At 74.9% G+C, this 23794-nt stretch carries 18 protein-coding genes; 10 read left to right on the forward strand and 8 right to left on the reverse strand.

All coding sequences use genetic code 11. From position 1 onward, the window contains the following. Positions 1 to 4: 4 nt before the first annotated feature. Positions 5 to 3808, forward strand: coding sequence for a hydantoinase B/oxoprolinase family protein (locus ACH414_RS26105; protein WP_398943530.1), 3804 nt, complete (start codon positions 5 to 7; stop codon positions 3806 to 3808). An 82-nt stretch (positions 3809 to 3890) separates the two neighbouring features. Here ACH414_RS26105 and ACH414_RS26110 read toward each other — a convergent pair whose 3' ends face one another. From ACH414_RS26110 to ACH414_RS26130, 5 genes are read right to left on the reverse strand one after another with little or no spacing between them, the layout of a single operon-like run. After that, a complete protein-coding gene (locus tag ACH414_RS26110) occupies positions 3891 to 4754 on the reverse strand; it encodes a biotin-dependent carboxyltransferase family protein (RefSeq protein WP_382548085.1) in 864 nt (287 codons plus the stop codon). Then, positions 4751 to 5377, reverse strand: coding sequence for an allophanate hydrolase subunit 1 (locus ACH414_RS26115; RefSeq protein ID WP_382548083.1), 627 nt, complete (start codon positions 5375 to 5377; stop codon positions 4751 to 4753). Before ACH414_RS26115 ends, ACH414_RS26110 begins: the two co-directional genes overlap by 4 nt. After that, a complete protein-coding gene (locus ACH414_RS26120) occupies positions 5374 to 6138 on the reverse strand; it encodes a LamB/YcsF family protein (RefSeq protein WP_386568664.1) in 765 nt (254 codons plus the stop codon). The genes ACH414_RS26115 and ACH414_RS26120 overlap by 4 nt, the downstream gene beginning before the upstream one ends. Before the next feature lie 55 nt (positions 6139 to 6193). Then, positions 6194 to 6982, reverse strand: a complete 789-nt coding sequence (locus ACH414_RS26125; RefSeq protein WP_386568666.1) for a putative hydro-lyase — start codon at positions 6980 to 6982, stop codon at positions 6194 to 6196. After that, positions 6979 to 8259 carry an MFS transporter gene (locus ACH414_RS26130; RefSeq protein WP_398943534.1) on the reverse strand — a complete coding sequence of 427 codons (1281 nt, stop codon included), beginning with the start codon at positions 8257 to 8259 and terminating at the stop codon, positions 6979 to 6981. Before ACH414_RS26130 ends, ACH414_RS26125 begins: the two co-directional genes overlap by 4 nt. 202 nt (positions 8260 to 8461) lie before the next feature. Between ACH414_RS26130 and ACH414_RS26135 the strand changes: the two genes are divergently transcribed. The 5 genes from ACH414_RS26135 (at position 8462) to ACH414_RS26155 (ending at position 16988) form a co-directional block, all read left to right on the forward strand. Then, a complete protein-coding gene (locus ACH414_RS26135; protein WP_398943536.1) occupies positions 8462 to 9166 on the forward strand; it encodes a GntR family transcriptional regulator in 705 nt (234 codons plus the stop codon). Between the two features lie 75 nt (positions 9167 to 9241). Then, positions 9242 to 10768 (forward strand): hypothetical protein, encoded by a 1527-nt coding sequence (locus ACH414_RS26140; protein WP_382548073.1) that lies wholly within the window; start codon positions 9242 to 9244, stop codon positions 10766 to 10768. Further along, on the forward strand, positions 10765 to 11373 hold the full coding sequence (locus tag ACH414_RS26145; RefSeq protein WP_398943538.1) for a hypothetical protein: 609 nt from the start codon (positions 10765 to 10767) through the stop codon (positions 11371 to 11373). The genes ACH414_RS26140 and ACH414_RS26145 overlap by 4 nt, the downstream gene beginning before the upstream one ends. Next, positions 11370 to 12266 (forward strand): hypothetical protein, encoded by an 897-nt coding sequence (locus tag ACH414_RS26150; RefSeq protein ID WP_382548069.1) that lies wholly within the window; start codon positions 11370 to 11372, stop codon positions 12264 to 12266. The genes ACH414_RS26145 and ACH414_RS26150 overlap by 4 nt, the downstream gene beginning before the upstream one ends. 30 nt (positions 12267 to 12296) lie before the next feature. Then, entirely contained in the window at positions 12297 to 16988 is a 4692-nt protein-coding gene (locus ACH414_RS26155; RefSeq protein ID WP_398943540.1) for a hypothetical protein, read from the forward strand. Positions 16989 to 17057: 69 nt separating this feature from the next. On the opposite strand, the gene ACH414_RS26160 is transcribed toward ACH414_RS26155, so the two are convergent. Then, positions 17058 to 17408, reverse strand: a complete 351-nt coding sequence (locus ACH414_RS26160; RefSeq protein WP_382548066.1) for a hypothetical protein — start codon at positions 17406 to 17408, stop codon at positions 17058 to 17060. A 435-nt stretch (positions 17409 to 17843) separates the two neighbouring features. Here ACH414_RS26160 and ACH414_RS26165 point away from each other — a divergent pair, with 435 nt between their 5' ends. From ACH414_RS26165 to ACH414_RS26180, 4 genes are read left to right on the forward strand one after another with little or no spacing between them, the layout of a single operon-like run. Further along, complete coding sequence (locus ACH414_RS26165) at positions 17844 to 20579, forward strand: nitrate- and nitrite sensing domain-containing protein (RefSeq protein ID WP_398943542.1); 2736 nt, start codon at positions 17844 to 17846, stop codon at positions 20577 to 20579. Beyond that, the gene (locus ACH414_RS26170; RefSeq protein ID WP_382548062.1) at positions 20576 to 21013 is read left to right on the forward strand and encodes a roadblock/LC7 domain-containing protein; all 438 of its coding nucleotides are present in this window, start codon (positions 20576 to 20578) and stop codon (positions 21011 to 21013) included. The genes ACH414_RS26165 and ACH414_RS26170 overlap by 4 nt, the downstream gene beginning before the upstream one ends. Next, entirely contained in the window at positions 21010 to 21438 is a 429-nt protein-coding gene (locus tag ACH414_RS26175) for a DUF742 domain-containing protein (RefSeq protein ID WP_382548060.1), read from the forward strand. The genes ACH414_RS26170 and ACH414_RS26175 overlap by 4 nt, the downstream gene beginning before the upstream one ends. After that, on the forward strand, positions 21419 to 22024 hold the full coding sequence (locus ACH414_RS26180) for an ATP/GTP-binding protein (protein ID WP_382548058.1): 606 nt from the start codon (positions 21419 to 21421) through the stop codon (positions 22022 to 22024). Before ACH414_RS26175 ends, ACH414_RS26180 begins: the two co-directional genes overlap by 20 nt. A gap of 15 nt (positions 22025 to 22039) precedes the next feature. Here the strand turns inward: ACH414_RS26180 and ACH414_RS26185 are convergent, their stop codons facing one another. Together ACH414_RS26185 and ACH414_RS26190 are read right to left on the reverse strand one after the other, a co-directional pair. Next, the gene (locus ACH414_RS26185; RefSeq protein ID WP_398943545.1) at positions 22040 to 23227 is read right to left on the reverse strand and encodes a lipid-transfer protein; all 1188 of its coding nucleotides are present in this window, start codon (positions 23225 to 23227) and stop codon (positions 22040 to 22042) included. Further along, positions 23224 to 23724 carry a Zn-ribbon domain-containing OB-fold protein gene (locus tag ACH414_RS26190; protein ID WP_382548054.1) on the reverse strand — a complete coding sequence of 167 codons (501 nt, stop codon included), beginning with the start codon at positions 23722 to 23724 and terminating at the stop codon, positions 23224 to 23226. The genes ACH414_RS26185 and ACH414_RS26190 overlap by 4 nt, the downstream gene beginning before the upstream one ends. Positions 23725 to 23794 lie beyond the last annotated feature (70 nt).

Below are 23794 nucleotides of genomic sequence, written 5' to 3' on the forward strand. Positions count from 1 at the left end.
GGACATGACCGGACGCTGGGAGTTCTGGATCGACCGGGGCGGCACCTTCACCGATGTCGTGGGCCGGCGACCGGACGGCCGGATCGTCACCCGCAAGCTGCTCTCGCACGACCCGGCCCGCAACCACGACGCCGCCGTCGCAGGCATCCGGCTGCTCCTCGGCCTCGGCCCGGACGAGCCCGTGCCCGCCGACCGGATCGACGTCGTCAAGATGGGCACCACGGTCGCCACCAACGCCCTCCTGGAGCGGCGCGGCGAGCCCACCGTCCTGCTGGTCACGGCCGGCTTCCGCGACGCCCTGCGCATCGCCTACCAGAACCGCCCCCGCCTCTTCGACCGCCACATCGTGCTGCCCGAGGCGGTGTACGCGCGGGTGATCGAGGTGCCCGAGCGGGTCGACGCCCGCGGCGGGCTCGTCAGCCCGCTCGACGAGGACACCGTCCGCGCGGAGCTCGCCGCCGCCCACCGCGCGGGACTGCGCTCCGCCGCCGTCGTCCTCCTGCACGGCTACAGGTACACCGAGCACGAGACCCGCGTCGCCGACCTCGCCCGCGAGGCCGGGTTCACCCAGGTCAGCTGCTCCCACGAGGTCAGCCCGCTCATCAAGCTCGTCCCGCGCGGGGACACCACCGTGGTCGACGCCTACCTCTCGCCGATCCTGCGCCGGTACGTCGACGAGGTCGCCCGCGAACTCGCCGGGATCCGCCTGATGTTCATGCAGTCCAACGGGGGCCTGCGCGAGGCCGCCCACTTCCGCGGCAAGGACGCCGTCCTGTCGGGGCCGGCCGGCGGCGTCGTCGGCATGGCCCGCACCTCGGCGCAGGTCGGACTCGACCGGGTCATCGGCTTCGACATGGGCGGTACCTCCACCGACGTCTCGCACTACGCGGGCGAGTTCGAGCGGGAACTCGGCACCCAGGTGGCGGGCGTCCGGATGCGCGCCCCGATGATGAGCATCCACACCGTCGCGGCCGGCGGCGGCTCCGTCCTCCACTACGACGGGCGGCGCTACCGCGTGGGCCCGGACTCAGCGGGCGCCGTGCCCGGCCCCGCCTGCTACCGCCGCGGCGGCCCGCTGACGGTGACCGACGCCAACGTGATGCTCGGCCGGATCCAGCCGGACCACTTCCCGGCCGTGTTCGGCGCGGACGGGGACCAGCCGCTCGACGCCGACGTCGTGCGCGAGCGGTTCACCGCCCTCGCCGCCGAGGTGGGGGGTGGCCGCACCGCCGAGGAGGTGGCCGCCGGCTTCCTGGAGATCGCCGTGCTGAACATGGCCAACGCCGTCAGGAAGATCTCCGTCCAGCGCGGGCACGACGTGACCCGCTACGCCCTCACGAGCTTCGGCGGCGCCGGCGGCCAGCACGCCTGTGCCGTCGCCGACGCACTCGGCATCGACACCGTCCTCGTGCCGCCGCTGGCCGGTGTCCTCTCCGCGTACGGCATCGGCCTGGCCGACGCCACCGCCATGCGCGAGCAGTCCGTCGAGGCCGAACTCGACGCCCCCGGGACGCCCGACCGCGTCAGCGCGCTCTGCGCCGCGCTCGCCGAACGCACTCGCGCCGAACTGCGGGACGACGGAGTGCCGGACAGCGCGATCACCACCCGCGCGCGTGTCCTGCTGCGGTACGCCGGCACCGACGCGAGCCTCCAAGTGCCCCTCGCTCCCGCGGAAACGATGAAAACCGCGTTCACAGCGGCCCACCGGCTGCGCTACGCCTTCACGATGGACAAGCCGGTCGTCGTCGAGGCCGTCTCCGTGGAGGCCATCGGCACCGCGGGCCCCCACGGGCCCGTCGTCGTCCCCGAGGAAGGCAGACAGGCACCCCCCGGAGGGGCCCCCGGACGAGCTGCCTCGGAACGGGGCCCCGGAGGGGCATCGGAACGACCTGCGGAACGGGCCTCCGGAGGGGCATCGGAACGACCTGCGGAACGGGCCTCCGGAGGGGCATCGGAACGACCAGCGGAACGGCCCTCCGGAGGGGCATCGGAACGACCTTCGGAACGGGCCTCCGCGGAGGCCTCCGCGGCAGGGCGGCCCGCCCCGCGCGTCACGGTCCGCACCTACAGCGGGGGACAGCTCACCCCCACTCCGCTGTACCGCCGCGCGGATCTGCGCCCCGGTGACGGCGTCACCGGCCCCGCGATCCTCGCCGAGGCCGACGCCACCACGGTCGTCGACGCCGGCTGGTGCGCCACCGCCGCCGACGGCGGCCACCTCCTGCTGCGCCGCGTCACCCCGCGCCCCGCGCGCACGGCCGTCGGAACCGACGTCGACCCCGTCCTCCTGGAGGTCTTCAACAACCACTTCATGGCGATCGCCGAGCAGATGGGCGTCCGCCTGGAGAACACCGCCCACTCCGTCAACATCAAGGAGCGGCTCGACTTCTCCTGCGCCCTCTTCGATCCCGAGGGCAACCTCATCGCCAACGCGCCCCACATCCCGGTCCACCTCGGCTCGATGGGCGAGTCCATCAAGGAGGTGCTGCGCCGCAACCGCGACTCCCTGCGCCCCGGCGACGTCTACGCGATCAACGACCCGTACCACGGCGGCACCCATCTGCCCGACGTCACCGTCGTCACGCCCGTCTTCGACGCCGCCGGGACCGTTCTGCGTTTCCTCGTCGCCTCCCGGGGCCACCACGCCGAGATCGGCGGCATCACCCCCGGTTCCATGCCGGCGTTCAGCCGCACCGTCGACGAGGAGGGCGTCCTCTTCGACAACTGGCTGCTCGTCCGCGACGGGAGACTGCGCGAGGCCGAGACCCGCGCCCTGCTCACGGGCGCCCGCCATCCCTCGCGCGACCCGGACACCAACCTCGCCGACCTGCGCGCCCAGATCGCCGCCAACGAGAAGGGCATCGAGGAACTCCGCAAGACGGTCGACACGTACGGCCTCGACGTCGTCCACGCGTACATGCGGCACGTCCGCGCCAACGCCGAGGAGTCGGTCCGCCGGATCGTCGCCCGGCTGAACGACGGAAGCTTCCGCTACGAGACCGATGCCGGCGCCGTCGTCCAGGTCGCCGTCCGCGTCGACCGCGAACACCGCGGCGCCGTCGTCGACTTCACGGGCACCTCGCCCCAGCAGCCCGGCAACGCCAACGCCCCCACCTCCGTGGTCATGGCCGCCGTCCTCTACGTCTTCCGCACGCTCGTCGACGACGACATCCCGCTCAACAGCGGCTGCCTGGAGCCGCTCGACGTGCGCGTGCCGGCCGGCTCGATGCTCGCCCCCACCCACCCCGCCGCCACCGTCGCCGGGAACGTGGAGACCTCCCAGGCCGTCACGGGCGCCCTCTACGCGGCCCTCCGCGTGCAGGCGGAGGGCTCCGGCACCATGAACAACGTCACCTTCGGCAACGACCGCGTGCAGTACTACGAGACGGTCGCCAGCGGCTCCGGCGCCGGGGAGGACTTCGACGGAGCCGACGCCGTCCAGACCCACATGACCAACTCCCGGCTCACCGACCCCGAGATCCTGGAGTGGCGCCACCCGGTCAGGGTCGACGCCTTCGCCGTCCGCGAGGGCAGCGGCGGCCGCGGCCGCACCCGCGGCGGCGACGGCGTGGAGCGCCGCATCCGCTTCCTGGAGCCCATGACGGTCACCCTGCTGACCGGCCACCGCCGCGTCCCGCCGTACGGCATGGCGGGTGGCGAGCCCGGCGCCCTCGGCGTCAACTCGGTCGAGCGCGCCGACGGCACCGTGGACCGCCTCGACGGCGTCGACACCACCGAGGTCGGCCCCGACGACGTCCTCGTCGTCCGTACACCGGGAGGCGGAGGCTACGGACCGCCGCCCCTGTGAACGGAGTTCACAGCGATTCCCGCCTCTACGGCCGGCACAACATTTCCCGCCTCTACGGCCGGCACAGCGGTTTCGGCCGTCGTCACCGGTACGGCACGAAGCGGACCGCCGTCCCCGGCACCGCCTGCGCCGCCGCCGCCAGATCCGCCTCCCGGACCACGGCCACCACCGGATAGCCGCCCGTCGTCGGATGGTCCGCGAGGAACACCACCGGCCGCCCGTCCGGCGGGACCTGCACCGCCCCCAGGGACATGCCCTCACTGGCCAGCTCCCCCGTGACCGCCCGCTCCAGGGCGGGCCCCTCCGTGCGCAGTCCGATCCGGTTGCTCGACGCGGACACCCGCCACGCGCGGGTGGCGAGCGCCCGCAGCGCGCCGGGCGTGAACCAGTCCTCGCGCGGACCGAGCCGGACCCGCAGGACGAGTTCGTCCGGCGGGCCCGGCCAGGGGGGAGCGTCGACCGACCCCCGTACGGCCGCCTCCGCTCCCAGCGGCAGCACCTCCCCGTCCGCCAGCGGCGCCGGGCCGAGTCCGGACAGCAGGTCGGTGGAGCGGCTGCCGAGCACCGGGTCGACGTCGACTCCGCCGCCGAACCCCACGTACGAGCGCAGCCCGCGCACGGCCGCCCCCACCTGGAGGAGCTGCCCCGCACCGACCCGTACGGGCGTGCCCCAGGCGGCGGGCCGGCCGTCCACGGTCACCGGGCACGGCGCCCCGCCCACCGCCACGGTCACCGCGCACCGCGGCCGCAGCGCGCACCCGGTGACCGTGGTCTCCAGGACGGCCGCGCCCTCCGCGTTGCCGAGCAGCCGGTTGACGAGCCGGACCGCGCCCGGATCCAACGCCCCCGAACGCGGCACGCCCAGGTGGGCGTACCCCGCCCGGCCCAGGTCCTGCACGGTGGTCAGCGCCCCGGCCCGTACGACGGCCACGGCCCGATCGGTCATCGGCCCGCCACCGTGAAGCGCACCCGGGCACCGGGGGAGAGCAGGGCGGCCGGCTCCCGCGCGGTGTCCCAGAGCACCGCGTCGGTGGTGCCGATCAGCTGCCAGCCGCCCGGCGAGGAGCGCGGATACACCCCCGTGTACGGCCCCGCGAGCGCCACCGAACCGGCCGGCACCACCGTCCGCGGAGTGTCCCTGCGCGGCACCTCGTAGCGCGGACCCAGCCCCGTCAGATAGCCGAAGCCCGGAGCGAACCCGCAGAACGCGACCCGGAACACGGTCTCCGCGTGGATCCGCACCGCCGCCTCCACGGACACCCCCCACAGGGCGGCCACATCGGCCAGGTCCGGCCCGTCGTACCGCACCGGCACCGTCACCGCCGCCCCCTCGGGCGCGCACCGCGCGGGCACGTCCCAATCGCGCAGCTCGGCCGCGAGCCGGTCCGGCGCCGCCACCCCTTCGAGGAGCACGGTCCGTGCCGCCGGCACGATCTCCCGCACGGCGGGCAGCGCGCCCGCCTCCCGCCGCCGCAGCAGCTCGGCGTGGAAGGCCTCCGTCGCCTCCCCGCTCACCAGCTCGACCAGCAGCCCCCGGTCGCCGACCCGGTAGACCTTGCGCGCCCTCATGCGAACGCCTCCACCCGCACCCCGGAGGACTCCAGCCGCTCCCGCACCCGCCGGGCGAGCCCCACCGCGCCGGGGGTGTCCCCGTGCAGGCACAGCGAGCGCGCCCGGACCGCGACCGTGCGTCCGCAGTGCGCGGTGACCACGCCGAACCGGGCCAGGGACAGGGACCGTTCGACGACCTCGCCCGGGTCGCTCACCACGGCACCCTCCTGCCCGCGGGGCAGCAGGGTGCCGTCCCGGCGGTAGGCCCGGTCGCCGAACGCCTCGCCGACCACGGGCAGTCCGGCCTTCCTGGCGGCCTCGTGCAGCCGCGAGCCCGGCAGCCCGAGCACCGGCAGCTCCGCCGAGGCGAGCCGCACCCCCTCGACGACCGCGGCGGCCTGCTCCTCGTCGTGGACCACCCGGTTGTAGAGCGCGCCGTGCGGCTTGACGTACGCCACGCGCGCGCCGGCCGCCCGCGCGAACACCTCGAGGGCACCGATCTGGTAGGCGACCTCGGCCGCCAGCTCCGCCGCCGGCACGTCCATGGCGCGCCGGCCGAAGCCCGCGAGGTCCCGGTAGGAGACCTGCGCCCCGATCCGCACCCCGCGGGCCGCCGCCAGCTCGCAGACGCGCCGCATGGTCGCCGCGTCCCCGGCATGGAAGCCGCAGGCCACGTTGGCGCTGGTGACCACCGAGAGCAGCTGCTCGTCGTCGGTCAGCGTCCAGCGGCCGAAGCCCTCGCCGAGATCGGCGTTGAGGTCGATCGAGACCCGGGTCATGGAGGGTTTCCTTCCTTCCGTGCGCAGAAGAGCTCGGGAACGCGCGCGCCCCCGTTCAGGCCCCGACGCGGTACTCCGCGTCCGGTACGTCGGTCACGAGCATCCGGCCGGGGGCGTGGGTGAGGGCGAACGGCGGCCGCGAGGCCGTCACCGCCGCCTGCGGGGTGACCCCGCAGGCCCAGAAGACCGGCACGTCCCCGGGCTCGGCGACCACCGGGTCCCCGAAGTCGGGCCGGGACAGGTCCCGGATCCCGAGTCCGGCCGGATCGCCCTCGTGCACCGGCGCGCCGTGCACCGCGGGCAGCAGCCCGCTGATCCGCCGCGCGGCGGGGACCAGGGCGGCCGGGACCGGGCGCATCGACACGACCATCGGCCCGTGCAGCCGCCCGGCGGGCCGGCAGGCGCGGTCGGTCACGTACATCGACACGTTCCGGCCCTGCTCGACATGGCGCAGCGGCACCCCCGCCTCGGCCAGCGCCCCCTCGAAGGTGAAGCTGCAGCCGATCAGGAACGACACCAGGTCCTCGCGCCAGTACGAGGTCACCTCGGAGGGCTCGTCGACGAGCCGCCCGTGCTCCCACACCCGGTAGCGAGGGATGTCGGTGCGCAGGTCGGCGTCCGGCGCGAGCCTGGTCCGCCAGGAGCCGGCGTCGGTGACGTCGAGGACGGGGCAGGGGCGCGGATTGCGGGTGCAGAAGAGCAGCACGTCGTACGCCCAGTCCGCGGGCACCGCGATGAGGTTGGCCTGCGCGTGGCCCGGTGCCCAGCCGGCCGTGGGCCCGGTGGCCCCGGCCCGGGCCCGCGCGCGGGCGGTACGCGGATCGGGAACGTCGGTGCGGGTCATACGAGTTCCCTCCCCCGGGTCTCGGGCAGGCCGAGCAGGGCGAGGACGGCCAGCCCGTAGCCCACCGCGCCGAAGACGAGCGCCCCGCCCACGCCCCAGCTCTCGGCGAGGAAGCCGACCAGGGCGGGGAAGAGCGCGCCGACCGCCCGGCCGGTGTTGTACGTGAGGCCCTGGCCGGTGCCGCGGACCGGGGTCGGGTAGAGCTCGGCGAGGAAGGAGCCGAAGCCGCTGAAGATGGCCGACATGCAGAAGCCGAGCGGGAAACCGAGCACCAGAAGGAGGGTGTTCGCCCCGGCCGCGATGTGCGTGTAGGCGAGCACGGCGAGCGCGGACAGCACCGCGAAGAGCGCGATGTTCCTCTTCCGGCCGAGCCGGTCGGTGAGGTAGCCGCCGGTCAGATAGCCGGTGAAGGCCCCGGAGATGAGGAAGGCCAGATAGCCGCCGGTGCCCACGACGGTGAGTCCGCGCTCGGTCTTCAGGAAGGTCGGCACCCAGGTGGCGAGCGTGTAGTAGCCGCCCTGGACGCCCGTCGACAGGAGCACCGCGAAGAGGGTGGTGCCGAGCAGGGGGCGCTTGAAGACGGCGGTGAAGGACCCCCGGCCGGCACCGGCGCGGCGCGCCTCGGCCGCCTGCGGGGCGTCCTCGACGTGGCGCCGTACGTAGACCACGAGGAGGGCGGGCAGGGCGCCGGTCCAGAACATGACCCGCCAGGCGGTGTCGGCGTCGACGAACCGGAAGACCAGTGTGTAGACGATCACGGCGAGCGCCCAGCCGGCCGCCCACGCGCTCTGGACGCCGCCCAGGGTGCGGCCCCGGTGCCGCGCGGAGGCGTACTCGGCGACCAGGATGGCGCCGACCGCCCACTCGCCGCCGAACCCGAGGCCCTGGAGCGCGCGGAAGACCATCAGCGTCTCGTAGTCGGGCGCGAAGCCGCACAGGACGGTGAAGAGCGCGTAGGTGATCACGGTGACCAGGAGCGCCTTCACCCGGCCGACGCGGTCGGCGAGGACGCCGGCCAGCGCGCCGCCGACGGCGGAGACCACCAGGGTGACGGTGGTGAGGAGACCGGTCTGGCCCTTGTCCAGCTGGAAGTAGGCGGCGATGGCCACCATGGACAGCGGCAGCGTGAAGAAGTCGTACGAGTCGAGGGCGTATCCGCCGAAGGCGCCGGCGAACGCGCGTCTGCCGCGCGGTCCGAGGGCGCGCAGCCACGCGAACGCACCCGTGTCGTCGGGACGTTCGCCTCGGGAGGGCTGCCGGGTCTGGGTCGTGCTCATCTGCACCTCGCGGTAAGGGGAGGAGAGTGCGGGAGAGACGTGCGGACGAACCGTGCTGACGTGCTGTGCCGACGTGCCGTGCGATGTCGTTCAATGTAGGGATCGTTCAACGATCCGACAAGAGTGGTGTCGTCACGTCCTTGTTTCCGATGCCGGACCTGCGATTGACTCGGCGGCGGACGACGGAGGGAACGGAACGCGCATGGACCCGAGGGGCACGATCGGCGAGCTGGTGGACGACCGCGCCCTCCTGGGGCGCACGAGCACGGCGGAACGGGTGGCCGACATCCTGCGGACCCGGATCGCCGAGGGCTTCTTCCCGCCCGGGACCCGGCTCTCCGAGGACGGCATCGGCGGCGCCCTCGGTGTGTCCCGCAACACCCTGCGCGAGGCCTTCCGCCTCCTGACCCACGAGCGGCTGCTCGTCCACCGGCTCAACCGCGGCGTCTTCGTCCGCGTCCTCGCCGTCGACGACGTCGCCGACATCTACCGCACCCGCAGGCTCGTCGAGTGCGCCGTCGTCCACGCCCTGGGGGAGCCGCCGTTCATCCTCGACGGCCTGGCCGCCGCGGTCGGCGAGGGCGAGCGGGCCGCCCGGGCCGGGGACTGGAAGGGCGTCTCCACCGCCAACATCCACTTCCACCGCGAACTCGTCGCCCTGGCCGGCAGCGCCCGCACCGACGAGCTGATGCGCGGCGTCCTCGCCGAACTCCGCCTGGCCTTCCACATCGTGGACGACCCGCGTGGCCTCCATGAGCCTTATCTCATAAGAAACCGGGAGATTCTGGACGCGCTGCGGGCGGGTGAGCGGGATCGGGCCGAACAGCTCCTGGCCCGCTATCTCGACGACTCCCGCACCCGCATCACCGATGTGTACGCGAAGGCGGTCGACGACCCGGAGGCCTGAGCGGACGGGCCGCGGGCAGGGGTCGTATAAGCGTCGTTTCGACCGTTGTCAGTGCGAGGACCTACTCTGTGCACCGTGACTTCGCCTGCCTCGACGGACCTCGCTCCGCCCCAGCTCAGCGCGGGGCCGCGCCCCGCGCAGGGCCCGGCCGCCGACGAAGGGCTCGCGCGGCGGCTCCGCGCGCTCGCGTGCACGGCCCCGCTGCACGACCTCGACGTGCGCAAGGCGAACCTGGCCGGCGAGTACTCGGTCTACGCGATGGCCGAGGTCGCCCTCGCCGCGATCGACCTCGTCACGCTCAACATGGACTTCGACACCGGCGCGGACAGCGAGCAGATAATCGCCCGTCTGCTGCCCCGCGTCGCCGCCCAGGCCCCCGACCGCCCCGCCGCCGAACACGAGCGGGTGGCCCGCTGGGTCCTGGAGAACCTGATCAACGTCGGCAGCGTCGACCGCGGCTTCCGCGCCGTCTACGGCACCTTCGGCGCCGACGGCGCCTACACCCGCCGCGACTACGACTTCAAGCTCATCGAAGAGGTCCCGGGCTACGGGGGCGGGGTCTATCTCCGCACCACCGACGAGGCCGTCAACGTCCTCGTCGGCGCCCTCGACACCGATGTCACCAGCGCCCAGATCGCCGCCGAGGTGAAGCTGGAGGTCCTCATCAGCCGGGGGCGCCTCGCCGACGCCCAGCTCGCCGCCGAGCAGGCCCGCTACCGCACCGTGCAGTACGCCGAGACCCTCCGCAGGACCCTGGAGGCCACCCGGCGCAACGTCCGCGCGGTCGACTGGCTCCACGCCGTGCCCGACATGATCGCCGAGGCCCTCGACCACGTGGCCGACCGCTACCGCCACGAGAACGCGATCCTCACCAACATCCGCAAGGCCCGGGACGAGGCCGAGGACCACGAGCACAAGCGCCGCGCCGCCGAGCTCGTCGACATCGTCAAGGACTGCATCCGCCGCCACACCCAGCTCCAGTCCCGCCTCCTGGAGGCCGGACCGCTCTTCCGCGCCGAGCAGGACCGCCAGGCCTTCGCCGCCCCCACCGCCTACACGGGCCTCGACCTGTACGGGCAGCTGATCGCCCCCCTCCTGCCGCTCCCCGTCGAGCAGGCCACCCGGGTCACCGACGCCTTCTTCGCCCACGGCACCGGACTGCGCACCCCCGCCTCCGTCCGCGTCGCCGACCTGGTCGAGCTCCTCCTCACCCCGCCCGTGGAGCGCCAGCACCTGGGCGCGGAGATGCCCGAGCCCGACCTGATCGCCACCCCCGACGACAGCCGCTTCAGCGAGGAGCAGCTGGCGAGCGCCATGGAGCTGCTCGACCTGGAGCACGACGCCCCGCGCCGTCTCTCCGGCCTCCTCGCCGACGCCCGCCGCCGCGACCCCGACCTGCCCTACCTGGTCGCCCTCCTCGCCGTCCACGCCGCTAGCCCCCCGGTCGGCACCGCCTACCGCCAGGGCGAGGAGCGCCTGCTGTTCGCCGTCGACGACGGCACGCAGCTCGACGACCCCGAGTTCGGCGGCGCCGACCTCATCGTGGGCACGGCCCTCCTGGACGCCGTCGGCATGGCCGCGGACCGCACGGAGGCCACGTGACCGCGCCCCACACCCCGGAGGCCGCGGACCCGTCCGTCGACCCCGCCCCGCCCGCCGACGACGCTGCCGTCACCCCGCCCGCCGCCGACCGCGCCCCCGGGCCACGCGTCGTCGCCGTGCCCCTGGCCCGGCCCGGCGCCGACCGGCCCCTCGGCGACCTGCCGACGGACGGCCCCCGGGTGCGCACGGTGCCCGCCGCGACGGCGGCCGAGCCCGCGCGCCGCCCCTTCGTGCGGGCCGTACCGCTGCCGCGCACGCGCCGGGCCGGCGACGAGACCGCGGGCGGGACCGAGGCCGAGCCGACGGCCGCACCCGTGTCCGTCACACCCGTACGCCTGCCCCTGCCCCTGCCCCTGCCCGGACCGGCTCAGGCGCCCGAGCCGGGTACCCCGGAAGCACCGGCAGCCGCAGCAGCAGCCGCAACCGGCGCAGACGCGCCTGCCGTTCCGGTGACCCCGACCGTCCCAGACGCGCCGGCCGCCCCGGACACCGCAGCCGTCCCCGCCGTGCTGTCCACCCCCGATACCCCAGCCGTCCCAGCCGTCCCTGCCGTCGAGGTGTCTCCGCACCCGCACCCCCGCCGTACCGAGGAGCCCCAGCCGTGAGCGAACACCACGTCGAGCACACCGACGCGTGGAGCGAGCCGGAGGCCCCGGGCACCCCCGCCGCACCCACCGCCGTCACCCCCGCGGACGCCGCCGACGCCGCCCGGCTCGTCTCCTTCGGGCTCCAGCCCAAGCTGCTGCCCGCCCGCGACGCCGAGTACGCCGAGCTGCTGCGCCGCTACCGCGAGGACCCCGCCTTCGCGCGCCTCGCCGACGCCGTCGCCACCGGCCTCGGCCTGGTCGTCCTCGAGGTCTCCCCGCGCGCCGGCATGGCCGTCACCGCCGGCGAGGACTCCGTCTTCGCCGTCCGCATGGGCGACTACGCCCGCCGCGCCTCCACCGACTCCGCCGACCGGTTCCTGCACGGCCTCGCGCACCTCGCCGTCGCCACCATGGCGTTCCCGCGCCCCGAGGACCTCGCCGACGACGGCTACATCGGCCGCCTCACCGTCAACGGCGTCGACGCCTTCGTCCGCCAGGCCTGCCGCCGCCTCGAAGAGCGCGCCGAACAGAGCGGCGAGAACACCGACCCGGCCTCCGACGCCCCCGGCCTGGAGGCCGCCTGGCGGATCTACGCCCGCCGCAGCGCCACCGGCGCCACCAAGGACGCCCGCCGCCTCGCCGGCTCCACCACCGGCATCGTCGGCAAGGCCGTCGCCTTCCTCACCGACTCCGGCTTCCTCCAGCGGACCGGAGACGAGTCCGGCGGCTCCTACCGCACCACCGCCCGCTACCAGCTCCAGGTCCGTGACATGGCCGGCAGCGCCGCCATGGCCGAGCTCCTCGACCTCGGCGTCGTCCCCGTCAGCGACGGGTCCGCGACCCTCCTGCCGCCGCCCGAGGGCGACGACCTGGAGATCGCCGCCGACGCCGGCCTGCCCTTCCACGCCTGATCCACGAACGACACGACGAGAGTCCGCCGCATGTACGAGCTGTCCCGGGTCCGCCTCTACTCCATCGGACCGGCCGGTGCCCGCTACGCCGACACCGTCCTGGACCTGCGTGGAGTCGGCGCGCCCGTGCCGCACCCCGCCCCCACCCAGGCGGAGTTCTTCGAGGAGGAGCCGGTCGGCCCGCCGCGCCGCCCCGCCCCCGCGGGCGTGCTCTTCCTGGAGAACGGCGGCGGCAAGTCCGTCCTCCTCAAGCTGATCTTCTCGGTCATGCTCCCCGGCCACCGCAACACCCTCGGCGGCGCCAGCTCGGGCGTGCTGCGCAAGTTCCTGCTCGCCGACGACTGCGGCCACGTCGCCCTGGAGTGGCAGCACACCCTCACCGGCGAGCTCGTCGTCGTCGGCAAGGCCAGCGAGTGGCGGGGCCGCCAGGTCTCCAACGACCCGCGCAAGTTCGCCGAGGCCTGGTACTCCTTCCGCCCCGGCCCGGGCCTCAGCCTGGACAACCTCCCCGTCGCCGAGGCCACCTCCGTGCGCCCGCCCGTCGAGGGCGCCTCCGGCGCCGCCGGCCGCCGCCGCACGATGAAGGGCTTCCGCGACGCGATCACCGAGGCCGGCAAGGCCTATCCGCACCTGGAGGTCTACTGGGAGGAGATCCACGACCGCTGGAACGAGCACCTCGGCGACCTCGGACTCGACCCCGAACTCTTCCGCTACCAGCGGGAGATGAACGCCGACGAGGGCGAGGCCGCCGGTCTCTTCGCGGTCAAGAAGGACTCCGACTTCACCGACCTGCTGCTGCGTGCCGTCACCGACACCCGGGACACCGACGGCCTCGCCGACCTCGTCGGCGGCTTCGGCAACAAGCTCGGCCGCCGCGCCGAGCTCACCGCCGAGCGCGACTTCACCGCCGGCTCCGTCGACCTGCTCACCCGCATCGTCGAGGCCGCCGAGACCCGCAGCCGCGCGCGCGACGTGCACGCCGGGGCCGAGCGCCGCACCCGCACCCTCGCCCGCGCCCTGTCCGCCCGCGCCGCCCAGGAGCGCGCCCGCGTCGCCGAGTTGGCCCAGCAGGTCACCTCCGCCGCCCACGCCGTCTCGGAGGCCGAGGAGGCCCGCGGTCGCAGCGCCCTCATCGCCGCCGAGCTCGCCTACCGGCACGCCTCGCTCGCCCTGACCGCCGCCGAGAAGGGCGCCGCGTCCCAGCGCCGCGAGCTCACCGACGCCCGCACCCTGCACTCCGCCTGGCAGGCCGCCGAGTCCGTGCTCCGGCACCGCGCCGCGAGCGACCGCTCGACCCGCGTCGCCGCCGCCATCCGCGAGGCCGAGCGGGACGCCGCCCCGGCGCTCGCCGCCCGCGCCAAGGCCGCCGCCGATCTCGTACGGGCGCTCGCCGCGGCCGCCGGGGAGGGAGAGCGCCAGGCCGCCGAGGAGGAGGAGCGGTCGGCCGCCCTCCAGGAGGCTTCCGAGACCGCCCACCGCGACGCCACCGCCGCCGCGACCGAGGCCCAGCGCGCCCGCAGCGAGGCCGGGCACCTGCGCCAGCGCCTCGCCGAGGTCGAGCAGGAGACCGCCGAGGCGGTCCGGGCCGGCTGGCTCGACGACTCCGCGCCCGACGCCGACCCGGCCCGCGCCGCCCTCGCCGCGAGCGACGCCGAGAAGACCACGGTCGCCGCCTGGGACGCGGCCCGGGAGGCCGCCCGCACCGCCGCCGAGCGCGCCCGCGAGGCCGCCGCCGCCGAGTCCCGCGCCGAACTCGCCGCCGCCCGCGCCTCCGACGCGGCCGAGGCCGCCGAGAACGCCTACGACGCCGAGCGCCGCGCCGCCGAGTCCCTCGCCGCCGACCCGCGCCTGGCCGAACTGCTCTCCCTGCCGGACGCCGGCCAGGGGGCGGTCCAGGGCACCGGCTCCCCGCTGCCCGGCCAGCGCGCGGGCGACGGCCCGGGCCCCGACGCCCCGCCCGCCGCCGGCCTCGCCGAGGTCGCCGACGGCGGCCCGCTGACCGTCACCGACTTCGACCGCTACGCCGACGAACTGCGCGCGCTGCTCGACCGGTCCATCGCCTCCGCCGAGCGGCAGCTCTTCGACCTGCGCACGGCCGCCGCCGACGACAACCGCATCCTCGGCGCCCTCGGCGACGGCGGCCTGCTGCCGCCGGGCCCCGACGTGCTCGCCACCGTGGAGTACCTGGGCGAGCACGGCATCCCCGCCCTGCCCGGCTGGCGCTATCTGGCCCAGGCCGTCGCCCCCGCCGACCACGCCGCCGTCCTCGCCGCCCGCCCCGAGCTGGTCGACGGCGTCGTGATCACCGACCCCGTCTCGTACACCCGCGCCCGCGAGGTGCTGAGCGGCGCCGCGCTGCTGCCCCGCTCCACCGTCGCCGTCGGCACCGCCGCCGCCCTGCTGGCCCCCGTACCGGCGCCGGACTCCGGTCAGGACACCGACGTGTTCCTCGTGCCGCCGAACCCGGCCATGCACGACGAGCACGCCGCCGACGAGGAGCGACAGGCGCTGCGCAGCCGCGCCGCCGCCCGCGACGAGGAGATCCGCGCCCTGGCCGCCCGGCTCACCGGTGACCGCTCGCTCGCCGCCCGGATCGGCTCCTGGCGTGCCGACTGCCCGCCCGGCATGCTCGCCGAGCTGGCCGCCGTCGCCGCCTCCGCGCGCACCGCCGCCGAGACCGCGGCCGCCGCCCTCGCCGAGGCCCGTACGGTCCGGGCCGAGGCCGACGAGGCCGCCGCCGACGCCGCCCGGGTCCGCGACGAGCGCAGCGAGGCCGCCCAGCGCGCCCGCCGCGCCGCCGACGCCCTCGCCGGCCTCGCCTTCCGGCTGCGCGAGCGCTCCGCCTGGCAGGCCAAGCTCCGCGAACTCGCCGACGACGCCGCCGAGTCCGAGGCCCGCGCCCAGACCTGCCTGGAGCGCGCCCGCGCCGCCGACGAGGACCGCCGCGCCGCCCAGCGCGCCGCCGACGACGCCCACCGCACCGCCCGCGCCCTGCGCGCCGAGCGCGCCGAGATCGCCGGCGCCCCCGAGAACCTCCCGGAGGAGGACGCCGACGCGCCCCGCGCCGCGCTCCCCACCCTCCGCGAGGCCTACCGGGCCGCCTCCCAGGTGTACGAGAAGGTCGGCGTCGGCGCGGACCTGCGCGCCGAACAGGCCCGCGCCGAGAGCGACGAGTCCGCCGCCCTCGCCGAGCTCGACCGCCTCACCAACAAGGTCCGCACCCGCGCCGAGCAGCTCCTGGAGTCCACCGACGGCGCCGACGGCCCGTCCCGCCAGGCCGCCGCCGCCCGCGCCGAGGCCCTGGTGCAGAAACTGGAGTCGCGCGCCTCCGAGGCCAGCGAGAAGCTGGGCCGGCTCCGCGGCGAGGCCGAGCGGCTCGCCCCCGAGGACGGCGAGGCGCACACCGAGCTGCCCGACGAGCTGATCCCGGCCGACGCCGAGCACGCCCAGAGCCTGCTCCGCACCGCCACCACCGAACTGGCCGCGCGCACCGACGCCCTGGAGGCGGCGCGCGCCGCCCACACGGGTCTGCTCCAGGCCCACCGGGCCGCCGAGGACGCCGCCGGGGGCTTCGACGAGACCGCCGCGCTCCTGCGCGACCTGCTGCGCGACCACGCCGAGGAGGAGCAGGAGGAGCCCGAGCCGTACCCGGGTCCGCTGGCCGAGGCCCGCGACTCGGCCGCGGAGGCCCGCCGTTCGCTGCGCGGCTGCGCCGCCGAGCTGTCCGCCGCCGACGCCGCCGTCCGCGAGGCCGGCGACATCCTCGTACGCCACGCCAACGCGAACCGCTTCGAGCAGGTCCGCACCCCGGCCCGGCAGCAGATCCGTGAACTGCCCGCCGCCGCGCTGCCGGAGCACGCCGCGAAGTGGGCCGAGGCGTTCGCGCCCCGTCTGCGGGTGCTCACCGACGAGCTGGCGCAGCTGGAGCGCAACCGCGACTCGATCGTGGACCGGCTGCGCGGCCTGGTGGAGTCCTCGCTGGCCACCCTTCGCTCGGCCCAGCGGCTCTCCCGGCTGCCCGAGGGCCTGGGGGAGTGGTCCGGCCAGGAGTTCCTGCGGATCCGCTTCGAGGAGCCCGACCAGGCCACGCTCACCGAGCGCCTCGGCGAGGTCGTCGACGAGGCGACCCGCGCCGCCGTGAAGAAGAACTCCGACCTGCGCAGGGACGGCATGTCCCTGCTGCTGCGCGGTGTCCAGGCCGCCCTCGAACCCAAGGGCGTCGCCGTCGAGATCCTCAAGCCGGACGCGGTGCTGCGCGCCGAGCGCGTCCCCGTCGGGCAGATGGGAGACGTCTTCTCCGGCGGCCAGCTGCTCACCGCGGCCATCGCCCTCTACTGCACGATGGCCGCGCTCCGGTCCAACGACCGGGGCCGCGACAAGCACCGCCACGCGGGCACGCTGTTCCTCGACAACCCGATCGGCCGCGCCAACGCCACGTACCTCCTGGAGCTCCAGCGGGCCGTGTCGGACGCCCTGGGCGTGCAGCTGCTGTACACGACGGGTCTGTTCGACACGACGGCGCTCGCCGAGTTCCCGCTGGTCATCCGGCTGCGCAATGACGCGGACCTGCGCGCGGGCCTGAAGTACATCAGCGTGGAGGAGCACCTCCGCCCCGGTCTGCCGCAGCCGAGCGCGGAGGGCGAGACGATCCACGGCGAGATCACCGCGACCCGGATGTTCCGCCGTACCCCGGACGCGCCCGCGGCCGTCGCGGCGGAGTAGCCGGACCCGAGAAGACGCGGAACGGCCCGGCCCCCACGGGGGGCCGGGCCGTTCCGCGTCCGGGATCTCTCAGGCGGCCTCGGACAGGGGCTCCGCCGTCTGCTCGCCGCGCCGCGGCCGTGCCGTGCTGCTCGGCTCCGACACGACCCCGTTGCGCTGCCGCCAGACCTGCCGCGTGATCCACACGTCGAGCACGCTCCAGGTGGCCGCCACCGTGCTGACCACCGCGGTGATCGTCACCGGAAAGGCCAGCCAGGACCCCGTGACCGTGCAGAAGAAGGCGACCATTGCCTGGATCAGCGTCACCGAGGTCAGCAGGACGGCACGGACGGCGGCCGTCCGCACCGGGTCGGGCATGCGCCCGCGCCCCTTCTCGTCCTCCACCCACAACTGCCGCGCCGGCCGCGCCTCGTTGTCCATCGTCCTGTCACTCCCCACCACCGATGTCTCCTGGGTGGCTGCTGCCCGTCTTGAGCCGCTTTACGCGGACACACACCCCCCGGTACAGAATGACGCACGTGGGAGGGAAAAGGTTTCGCCGGGGTCCCCCTCCGGCCGGCGACCTCAAGAGCGGAACGAACAGTTCCAGCCATCTGTTCGGGTACGGAAAGTGGTGTCCTGTCAGGTGTCCTGTGCCACAGTCCCGGAACCCAACTCCCCGAATACCAGGACATCTCATGATCAACACTCACTCGACAGGCTGAAAATCGCCCGGACGCGTCTTCGAGATGGCTGTGATGCAGTAGTAGGCTCGCGCCGCCGTTTGTTGAAACTGAAGGTTGACGCCGCGTGTTGACGCCGGGCGTGACAACGTGAGGGACCTCCGTGGCCGCGGAGGCCGAGGTGGGGGAGGCCATGCGCTTTCGCGGGAAGTCCATCCGCAGGAAGATCGTGGCGTTGCTCCTGGTGCCGCTCGTCTCCCTCACCGGCCTGTGGGGATTCGCCACGGTCCTCACCGGACGCGAGGCCCGTCAGCTCCTCGACGTCGGCTATATCGTCGACAAGGTCGGCTACCCCCTGGAGGACACCGTCCGTGTCATCCAGAAGGAACGCCGCCAGTCCCTCGTCTACCTCGCCGACCCCCGCGCCTCCGACGCGCTGACCAGCCTCCGCGAGCAACGCGAGGCCACCGACCGGCAGATCACCCTCATCCGCCGCAACGCCGCCGACTCCGGCGTCCGCGCCGAGATGAACCCCGTCACCGCCCAGCGGCTCACCTCCCTCCTGGACGCCCTCGACGGCCTCTCCTCCCTGCGCCGCTCCGTGGAGAACCGCGACATCGGGCGCATCCAGGCCCTCGAGTTCTACAACCGGCTCGTCGACCCCTGCTACAGCTTCCTCCTCACCCTCCACGCCCTGGAGAACGTGGAGATGGACAAGCAGGGCCGTGCCCTCGTCGGCGTCGTCCGCGCCCGCGAGGCCCTGTCCCGCGAGGACGCGCTGGTCGTCTCCGCGCTCATCGCCGAACGCGTCACCGCCGAGGAGATCCGGGCGATCTCCGACCTGGTCGCCGCCCGCAGGCTCTACTACGAGGCCAACCTCGAACTCCTGCCCAGGGCCGAGCGCGAGCGCTTCGAGAGATACTGGAGCAGCCCCGAGACCGCCCCGCTGCGCAAGTCCGAGGAAGCGGTCATCGCCGGCGGCGCCACCGAGCGCCCCCGCGCCGTCACCGCCGAGGCCTGGCAGGAGCAGGCCACCCCCGTCCTCGACGACCTCGCCCGCGACAACACCGCGGCGGGCGACCGCTACCAGGACCGCGTCCAGCCCGCCGCCTACAGCGTGCTCCTCAAGGCGGGCGTCGCCGGCGTCCTCGGCTTCGTCGCCCTGCTCGTCTCCGTCGTGGTCTCCGTCCGCATCGGCCGGGAACTCGTCCGCGACCTGCGCCGGCTCCGCAAGGAGGCCCAGGAGGTCTCCGGCGTCCGCCTGCCCAGCGTCATGCGCCGCCTCGCCGCCGGCGAACACGTCGACGTCGAGACCGAGGTGCCCCACCTGCGGTACGAGGACGACGAGGTCGGCCAGGTCGGCCAGGCCCTCAACACCCTGCAGCGGGCCGCCGTCGAGGCCGCCGTCAAGCAGGCCGACATGCGCCGCGGGGTCTCCGAGGTCTTCGTCAACCTCGCCCGCCGCAACCAGGTCCTGCTGCACCGCCAGCTCACCCTCCTCGACACCATGGAACGGCGCACCGAGGACACCGACGAGCTCGCCGACCTCTTCCGGCTCGACCACATGACCACCCGCATGCGCCGCCACGCCGAGGGCCTGGTGATCCTCTCCGGCGCCGCCCCCTCCCGCCAGTGGCGCAAGCCCGTCCAGCTCATGGACGTCGTGCGCGCCGCCGTCGCCGAGGTCGAGGACTACGAGCGCATCGAGGTCCGCCGGCTGCCCCGGCTCGGCGTGGGCGGCCCGGCCGTCGCCGACCTCACCCACCTCATCGCCGAACTCCTGGAGAACGCCACGGTGTTCTCGCCCCCGCACACCGCGGTGCAGGTGCTCGGCGAGCGGGTCGCCAACGGCTTCACCCTGGAGATCCACGACCGCGGCCTCGGCATGAACCCCGACGCCCTCCTCGACGCCAACCTGCGCCTGGCCGAGACCCCCGACTTCGAGCTCTCCGACACCGACCGGCTCGGCCTCTTCGTGGTCAGCCGGCTCGCCCAGCGCCAGAACGTACGCGTCTCGCTCCAGCCCTCCCCGTACGGCGGGACCACCGCGGTCGTCTTCATCCCGGCCGCGCTGCTCACCGACGCCCCCGAGACCCAGGGCGCCGGCTTCCGCCTCGACCGCAAGGGCCCCGACCGCGACGGCGCCGAGCGCACGGAGGGGCTGCCCGTCCGCCGCCCGCTGCTCACCAAGGTGCCCGACCCGGCCCTGGAACCCGCCGGCCCGCTGCTCGACGGCCCCGTCGAACTCGAGGCCCCGCTCGACTCCGACGGCTTCGACGAGCTGCTCGGCGGCGCCGCCGACCTGCTCGACACCGAGAGCGAGCGCGGCGGCCTGTTCCGGGCCCGCGAACACCGCCGCCGCGGCGAACAGCACCAGCAGGCCCGCGACCAGGCCGACCAGGCCCGCGGCGGCGGCTCCCGCGCCGACGACCACACGTCCGCCGAGCCCGTACGCCTGCCCCGCCGCCGCCCGCCGACCCTCGTCGTCGACCACGGCCGGCGCCTGGACGAGCCGGGCCGCGCCCACCCGAACCCGAGCGCCCCCGGCGACGGCGACACGATGGAGCTGGCCCGGGTGCCGCGCGACGCCCCCGTGCCGCCCCAGGGCATCGCGCCCGTGCCTCCGCAGGGCACCGGACCCACGCTCGTCCCCGTCCCGCAGGACGGGCCGGCCCCGTTCGGCGGACTGCCCCGCCGGGTCCGCCAGGCCAGCCTCGCGCCCCAGCTGCGCGAGGACGGCACCCGCGCCGAGGACGCTGCGGCCGGCACCGGCACCACGGCCTCCGCCGCCGAGGCCGACTCCTTCGAGCGCGACGCCGAGGAGGTGCGCAGCCGCATGGCCTCGATGCAGCGCGGCTGGCAGCGCGGACGACGGCACAACGCCGAAACGACAGCACCAGGAACGACACCCGAGGGGGACGGTCGATGACCGCACCGAACGCCGCAGCAACCCACAGCTCCGCCCACGGCAACGGGGAGCTGAACTGGCTCCTCGACGAACTGGTCCAGCGCGTCGGCTCCATCCGCAAGGCCCTGGTGCTCTCCAGCGACGGCCTGCCCACCGGCGCGTCCCAGGACCTCTCCCGCGAGGACGGCGAGCACCTGGCCGCCGTCGCCTCCGGCTTCCACAGCCTCGCCAAGGGCGTGGGCCGCCACTTCGAGGCGGGCAGGGTCCGGCAGACCGTCGTCGAGCTCGAGGACGCCTTCCTCTTCGTCACCGCCGCCGGCGACGGCAGCTGCCTCGCCGTCCTCGCCGACGCCGACTCGGACGTGGGCCAGGTCGCGTACGAGATGACCCTGATGGTCAAGCGCGTCGGAGCCCACCTCGCCACGGCGCCCCGTTCCGGGCTGCCCAACGGATGACGGGGGAGGGGGACGGCATGAGTGACACGGAGCAGTCCCACGAGGACGCGGTCGCCCGCTGGTTCGACGCCGACGCGGGCCCCGTGGTCCGCCCGTACGCCATGACCCGTGGCCGGACCAGCACCGCCACCCGCCACCGCCTCGACCTGATCGCGCTGGTGGTGCCCGAACCGGCCGCCGACGACCCCGGCCGCGACCAGACGCTGTCCCCCGAGCATGTGGAGATCGTCGAACGCTGCTCCGAGCAGCCGCAGTCGATCGCCGAACTCGCCGCGGGACTCGACCTCCCCGTCGGGGTGGTACGGGTCCTCGTCGGCGATCTCGTCGACGACGAGCTCGTCCATGTGACCCGCCCCGTTCCGCCGGCCGAGCTGCCGGACGTGAGCATCCTTCGCGAGGTGATCAATGGCCTTCGGGCGCTCTAGCCGCACCCAGCCGCCGGTCGAACCGGTCACGCTGAAGATTCTCGTCGCGGGCGGCTTCGGGGTCGGCAAGACCACCCTGGTCGGCGCGGTCAGCGAGATCCGGCCGCTGCGGACGGAGGAGATCCTCAGCGAGGCCGGCCGGCCCGTCGACGACCTGCACGGCGTCGAGTCCAAGGCGACCACCACCGTCGCCATGGACTTCGGCCGGATCACCCTGCGCGACGACCTCGTCCTGTACCTCTTCGGCACGCCCGGACAGGACCGCTTCTGGTTCCTGTGGGACGAGCTCGCCCAGGGCGCCCTCGGCGCGGTCGTCCTCGCCGACACCCGCCGCCTGGAGGACAGCTTCGCCGCGATCGACTACTTCGAGCGGCGCGGCATCCCGTTCACGGTCGCCGTCAACTGCTTCGAGGGCGCCCGCCGATTCCCGGCCGAGAGCGTCCGGGGCGCACTCGACCTCGACCCCGAGGTCGAGCTGCTGATGTGCGACGCCCGTGACCGGGAGTCCGTCAAGAACGTCCTGGTCGCGGTCGTCGAGCACGCCCTGGTCCTGGCCGACCGCGGGCCGGCCGCCGTCACCACGTAGCGGCCGCCGAGGGGGTCAGCGGACCGCCACCACCGCCGAACCATGGCCGAACAGACCCTGGTTGGCGGTGATCCCGACCCGCGCGCCCGGCACCTGCCGGGCGCCGGCCGTGCCCCGCAGCTGCCAGGTCAGCTCGCAGACCTGGGCGATGGCCTGCGCCGGCACGGCCTCCCCGAAGGAGGCGAGACCGCCGCTGGTGTTGACCGGGAGGCGGCCGCCGAGCGCGGTCACCCCGTCCCGCAGCAGTTTGGCGCCCTCGCCCGCCCCGCACAGGCCGATGTCCTCGTACCACTCCAGCTCCAGGGCGGTGGAGAGGTCGTACACCTCCGCGAGCGACAGGTCCTCGGGGCCGAGCCCCGCCTCCTCGTACGCGGCCCGGGCGATCGACGCCCGGAAGGAGTGCGCGGCGGGGGAGACCACCGCGGCCGAGTCGGTCGCGATGTCGGGGAGGTCGAGGACCGCCTTCGGATACGTCGGCGTGACGGTGGAGACCGCGCGGATGCGCACCGGATCCGGGTGCCCGTGCCGCCGGGCGAACTCCATGCTGGACAGCACGAGCGCCGCGCCCCCGTCCGAGGTCGCGCAGATGTCGAGCAGCCGCAGCGGATCGGCGACCACCGCGGAGGCCGCCACCTCCGCCGCGCTCACCGCCTTGCGGTAGCGGGCCAGCGGATTGAGCGCCCCCGCCGCCGCGTTCTTCACCTTGACCTGGGCGAAATCCTCCGGCGTGTCCCCGTACAGGGCCATCCTGCGCCGGGCGTAGAGCGCGAAGTACGCCGGATTGGTCGCGCCGAGCACCCGGAAGCGCAGCCAGTCGGGGTCGTCGGGCCGCTCGCCGCCCGCCGGGGCGAAGAAGCCCTTCGGGGCCGCGTCCGCGCCCACCACCAGGACGACGTCCGAGAGTCCGGCGAGGATCTGCGAGCGGGCGGTGTTGACGGCCTGCGCCCCCGACGCGCAGGCCGCGTAGACGCTGGTCACCCGCGCTCCCTGCCAGCCGAGCGCCTGCGCGAAGGTGGCCCCGGCCACGTAACCGGGGTAGCCGTTGCGCACGGTGTCGGCTCCGACGATCGAGCCGACGTCCCGCCAGTCGAGCCCGGCGTCGGCGAGCGCGGCCCGGGCGGCGGCGGTCCCGTAGGTGACGAAGCCGCGTCCCCACTTGCCCCACGGGTGCATGCCGGCCCCGAGCACGGCGACGTCGTTCACGCCTTCTCCTCCCCGTCCCGACCGGCGACCGGCCGCCAGTGCCAGGTGGTCCAGACGTGCTCGTCGTCCTCGTTGAGGACGCCCGGTACGAGCTCCATCTCCTGGCCGATCGCGAGATCGGCCGTGCGTACGCCGGGCGCGGCCTGACCGAGCACCACCATGGCCTCGGCCGCCAGCTCCACCGCGACGAGCGTGTACGGCTCCCAGGGCGCGTCCGGATCGGAGACGTACGGGGCGGGCGGGCGGTAGCGGCCGTCGGTGAACGACCAGACCCGGCCCCGCCGGGAGAGCGGCGTCTCGGTCAGTTCGCCCCCGCCGGGGCAGCCGGGGTTGCGGCAGTAGGCGTCCTCCCGGGGGAAGAAGACCGACGCGCAGGCCGTGCAGCGGGTCCCGAGGAGCCGGAAGCCTTCGCCGGAGCCGGTGTCCCGGGCGTCCTGGTCGCCCGCGGTGTCGTCGGTGAACCAGCCGGCCACCACCGGCCTGCGCGTCCGTGCCATGTACGACCCCTCCCGCTATCTGACGATGCGTCAGAAGTGTGGCACGGGCCGGCGGGAGGGGGAAGGGGAA

The sequence above is a fragment of the Streptomyces sp. NPDC020422 genome (assembly GCF_044386705.1).
Taxonomy (GTDB): domain Bacteria; phylum Actinomycetota; class Actinomycetes; order Streptomycetales; family Streptomycetaceae; genus Streptomyces.

Excerpts from the sequence above, each read along its gene's own strand:
- ACH414_RS26170 (WP_382548062.1), top strand. The coding sequence starts at position 20,576 with ATGACCGCACCGAACGCCGCAGCAACCCACAGCTCCGCCCACGGCAAC.
- ACH414_RS26160 (WP_382548066.1), bottom strand. The coding sequence starts at position 17,408 with ATGGACAACGAGGCGCGGCCGGCGCGGCAGTTGTGGGTGGAGGACGAG.
- ACH414_RS26180 (WP_382548058.1), top strand. The coding sequence starts at position 21,419 with ATGGCCTTCGGGCGCTCTAGCCGCACCCAGCCGCCGGTCGAACCGGTC.
- ACH414_RS26190 (WP_382548054.1), bottom strand. The coding sequence starts at position 23,724 with ATGGCACGGACGCGCAGGCCGGTGGTGGCCGGCTGGTTCACCGACGAC.
- ACH414_RS26120 (WP_386568664.1), bottom strand. The coding sequence starts at position 6,138 with ATGACCCGGGTCTCGATCGACCTCAACGCCGATCTCGGCGAGGGCTTC.
- ACH414_RS26130 (WP_398943534.1), bottom strand. The coding sequence starts at position 8,259 with ATGAGCACGACCCAGACCCGGCAGCCCTCCCGAGGCGAACGTCCCGAC.
- ACH414_RS26165 (WP_398943542.1), top strand. The coding sequence starts at position 17,844 with ATGCGCTTTCGCGGGAAGTCCATCCGCAGGAAGATCGTGGCGTTGCTC.
- ACH414_RS26155 (WP_398943540.1), top strand. The coding sequence starts at position 12,297 with ATGTACGAGCTGTCCCGGGTCCGCCTCTACTCCATCGGACCGGCCGGT.
- ACH414_RS26105 (WP_398943530.1), top strand. The coding sequence starts at position 5 with ATGACCGGACGCTGGGAGTTCTGGATCGACCGGGGCGGCACCTTCACC.
- ACH414_RS26110 (WP_382548085.1), bottom strand. The coding sequence starts at position 4,754 with ATGACCGATCGGGCCGTGGCCGTCGTACGGGCCGGGGCGCTGACCACC.
- ACH414_RS26115 (WP_382548083.1), bottom strand. The coding sequence starts at position 5,377 with ATGAGGGCGCGCAAGGTCTACCGGGTCGGCGACCGGGGGCTGCTGGTC.
- ACH414_RS26125 (WP_386568666.1), bottom strand. The coding sequence starts at position 6,982 with ATGACCCGCACCGACGTTCCCGATCCGCGTACCGCCCGCGCGCGGGCC.
- ACH414_RS26135 (WP_398943536.1), top strand. The coding sequence starts at position 8,462 with ATGGACCCGAGGGGCACGATCGGCGAGCTGGTGGACGACCGCGCCCTC.
- ACH414_RS26175 (WP_382548060.1), top strand. The coding sequence starts at position 21,010 with ATGACGGGGGAGGGGGACGGCATGAGTGACACGGAGCAGTCCCACGAG.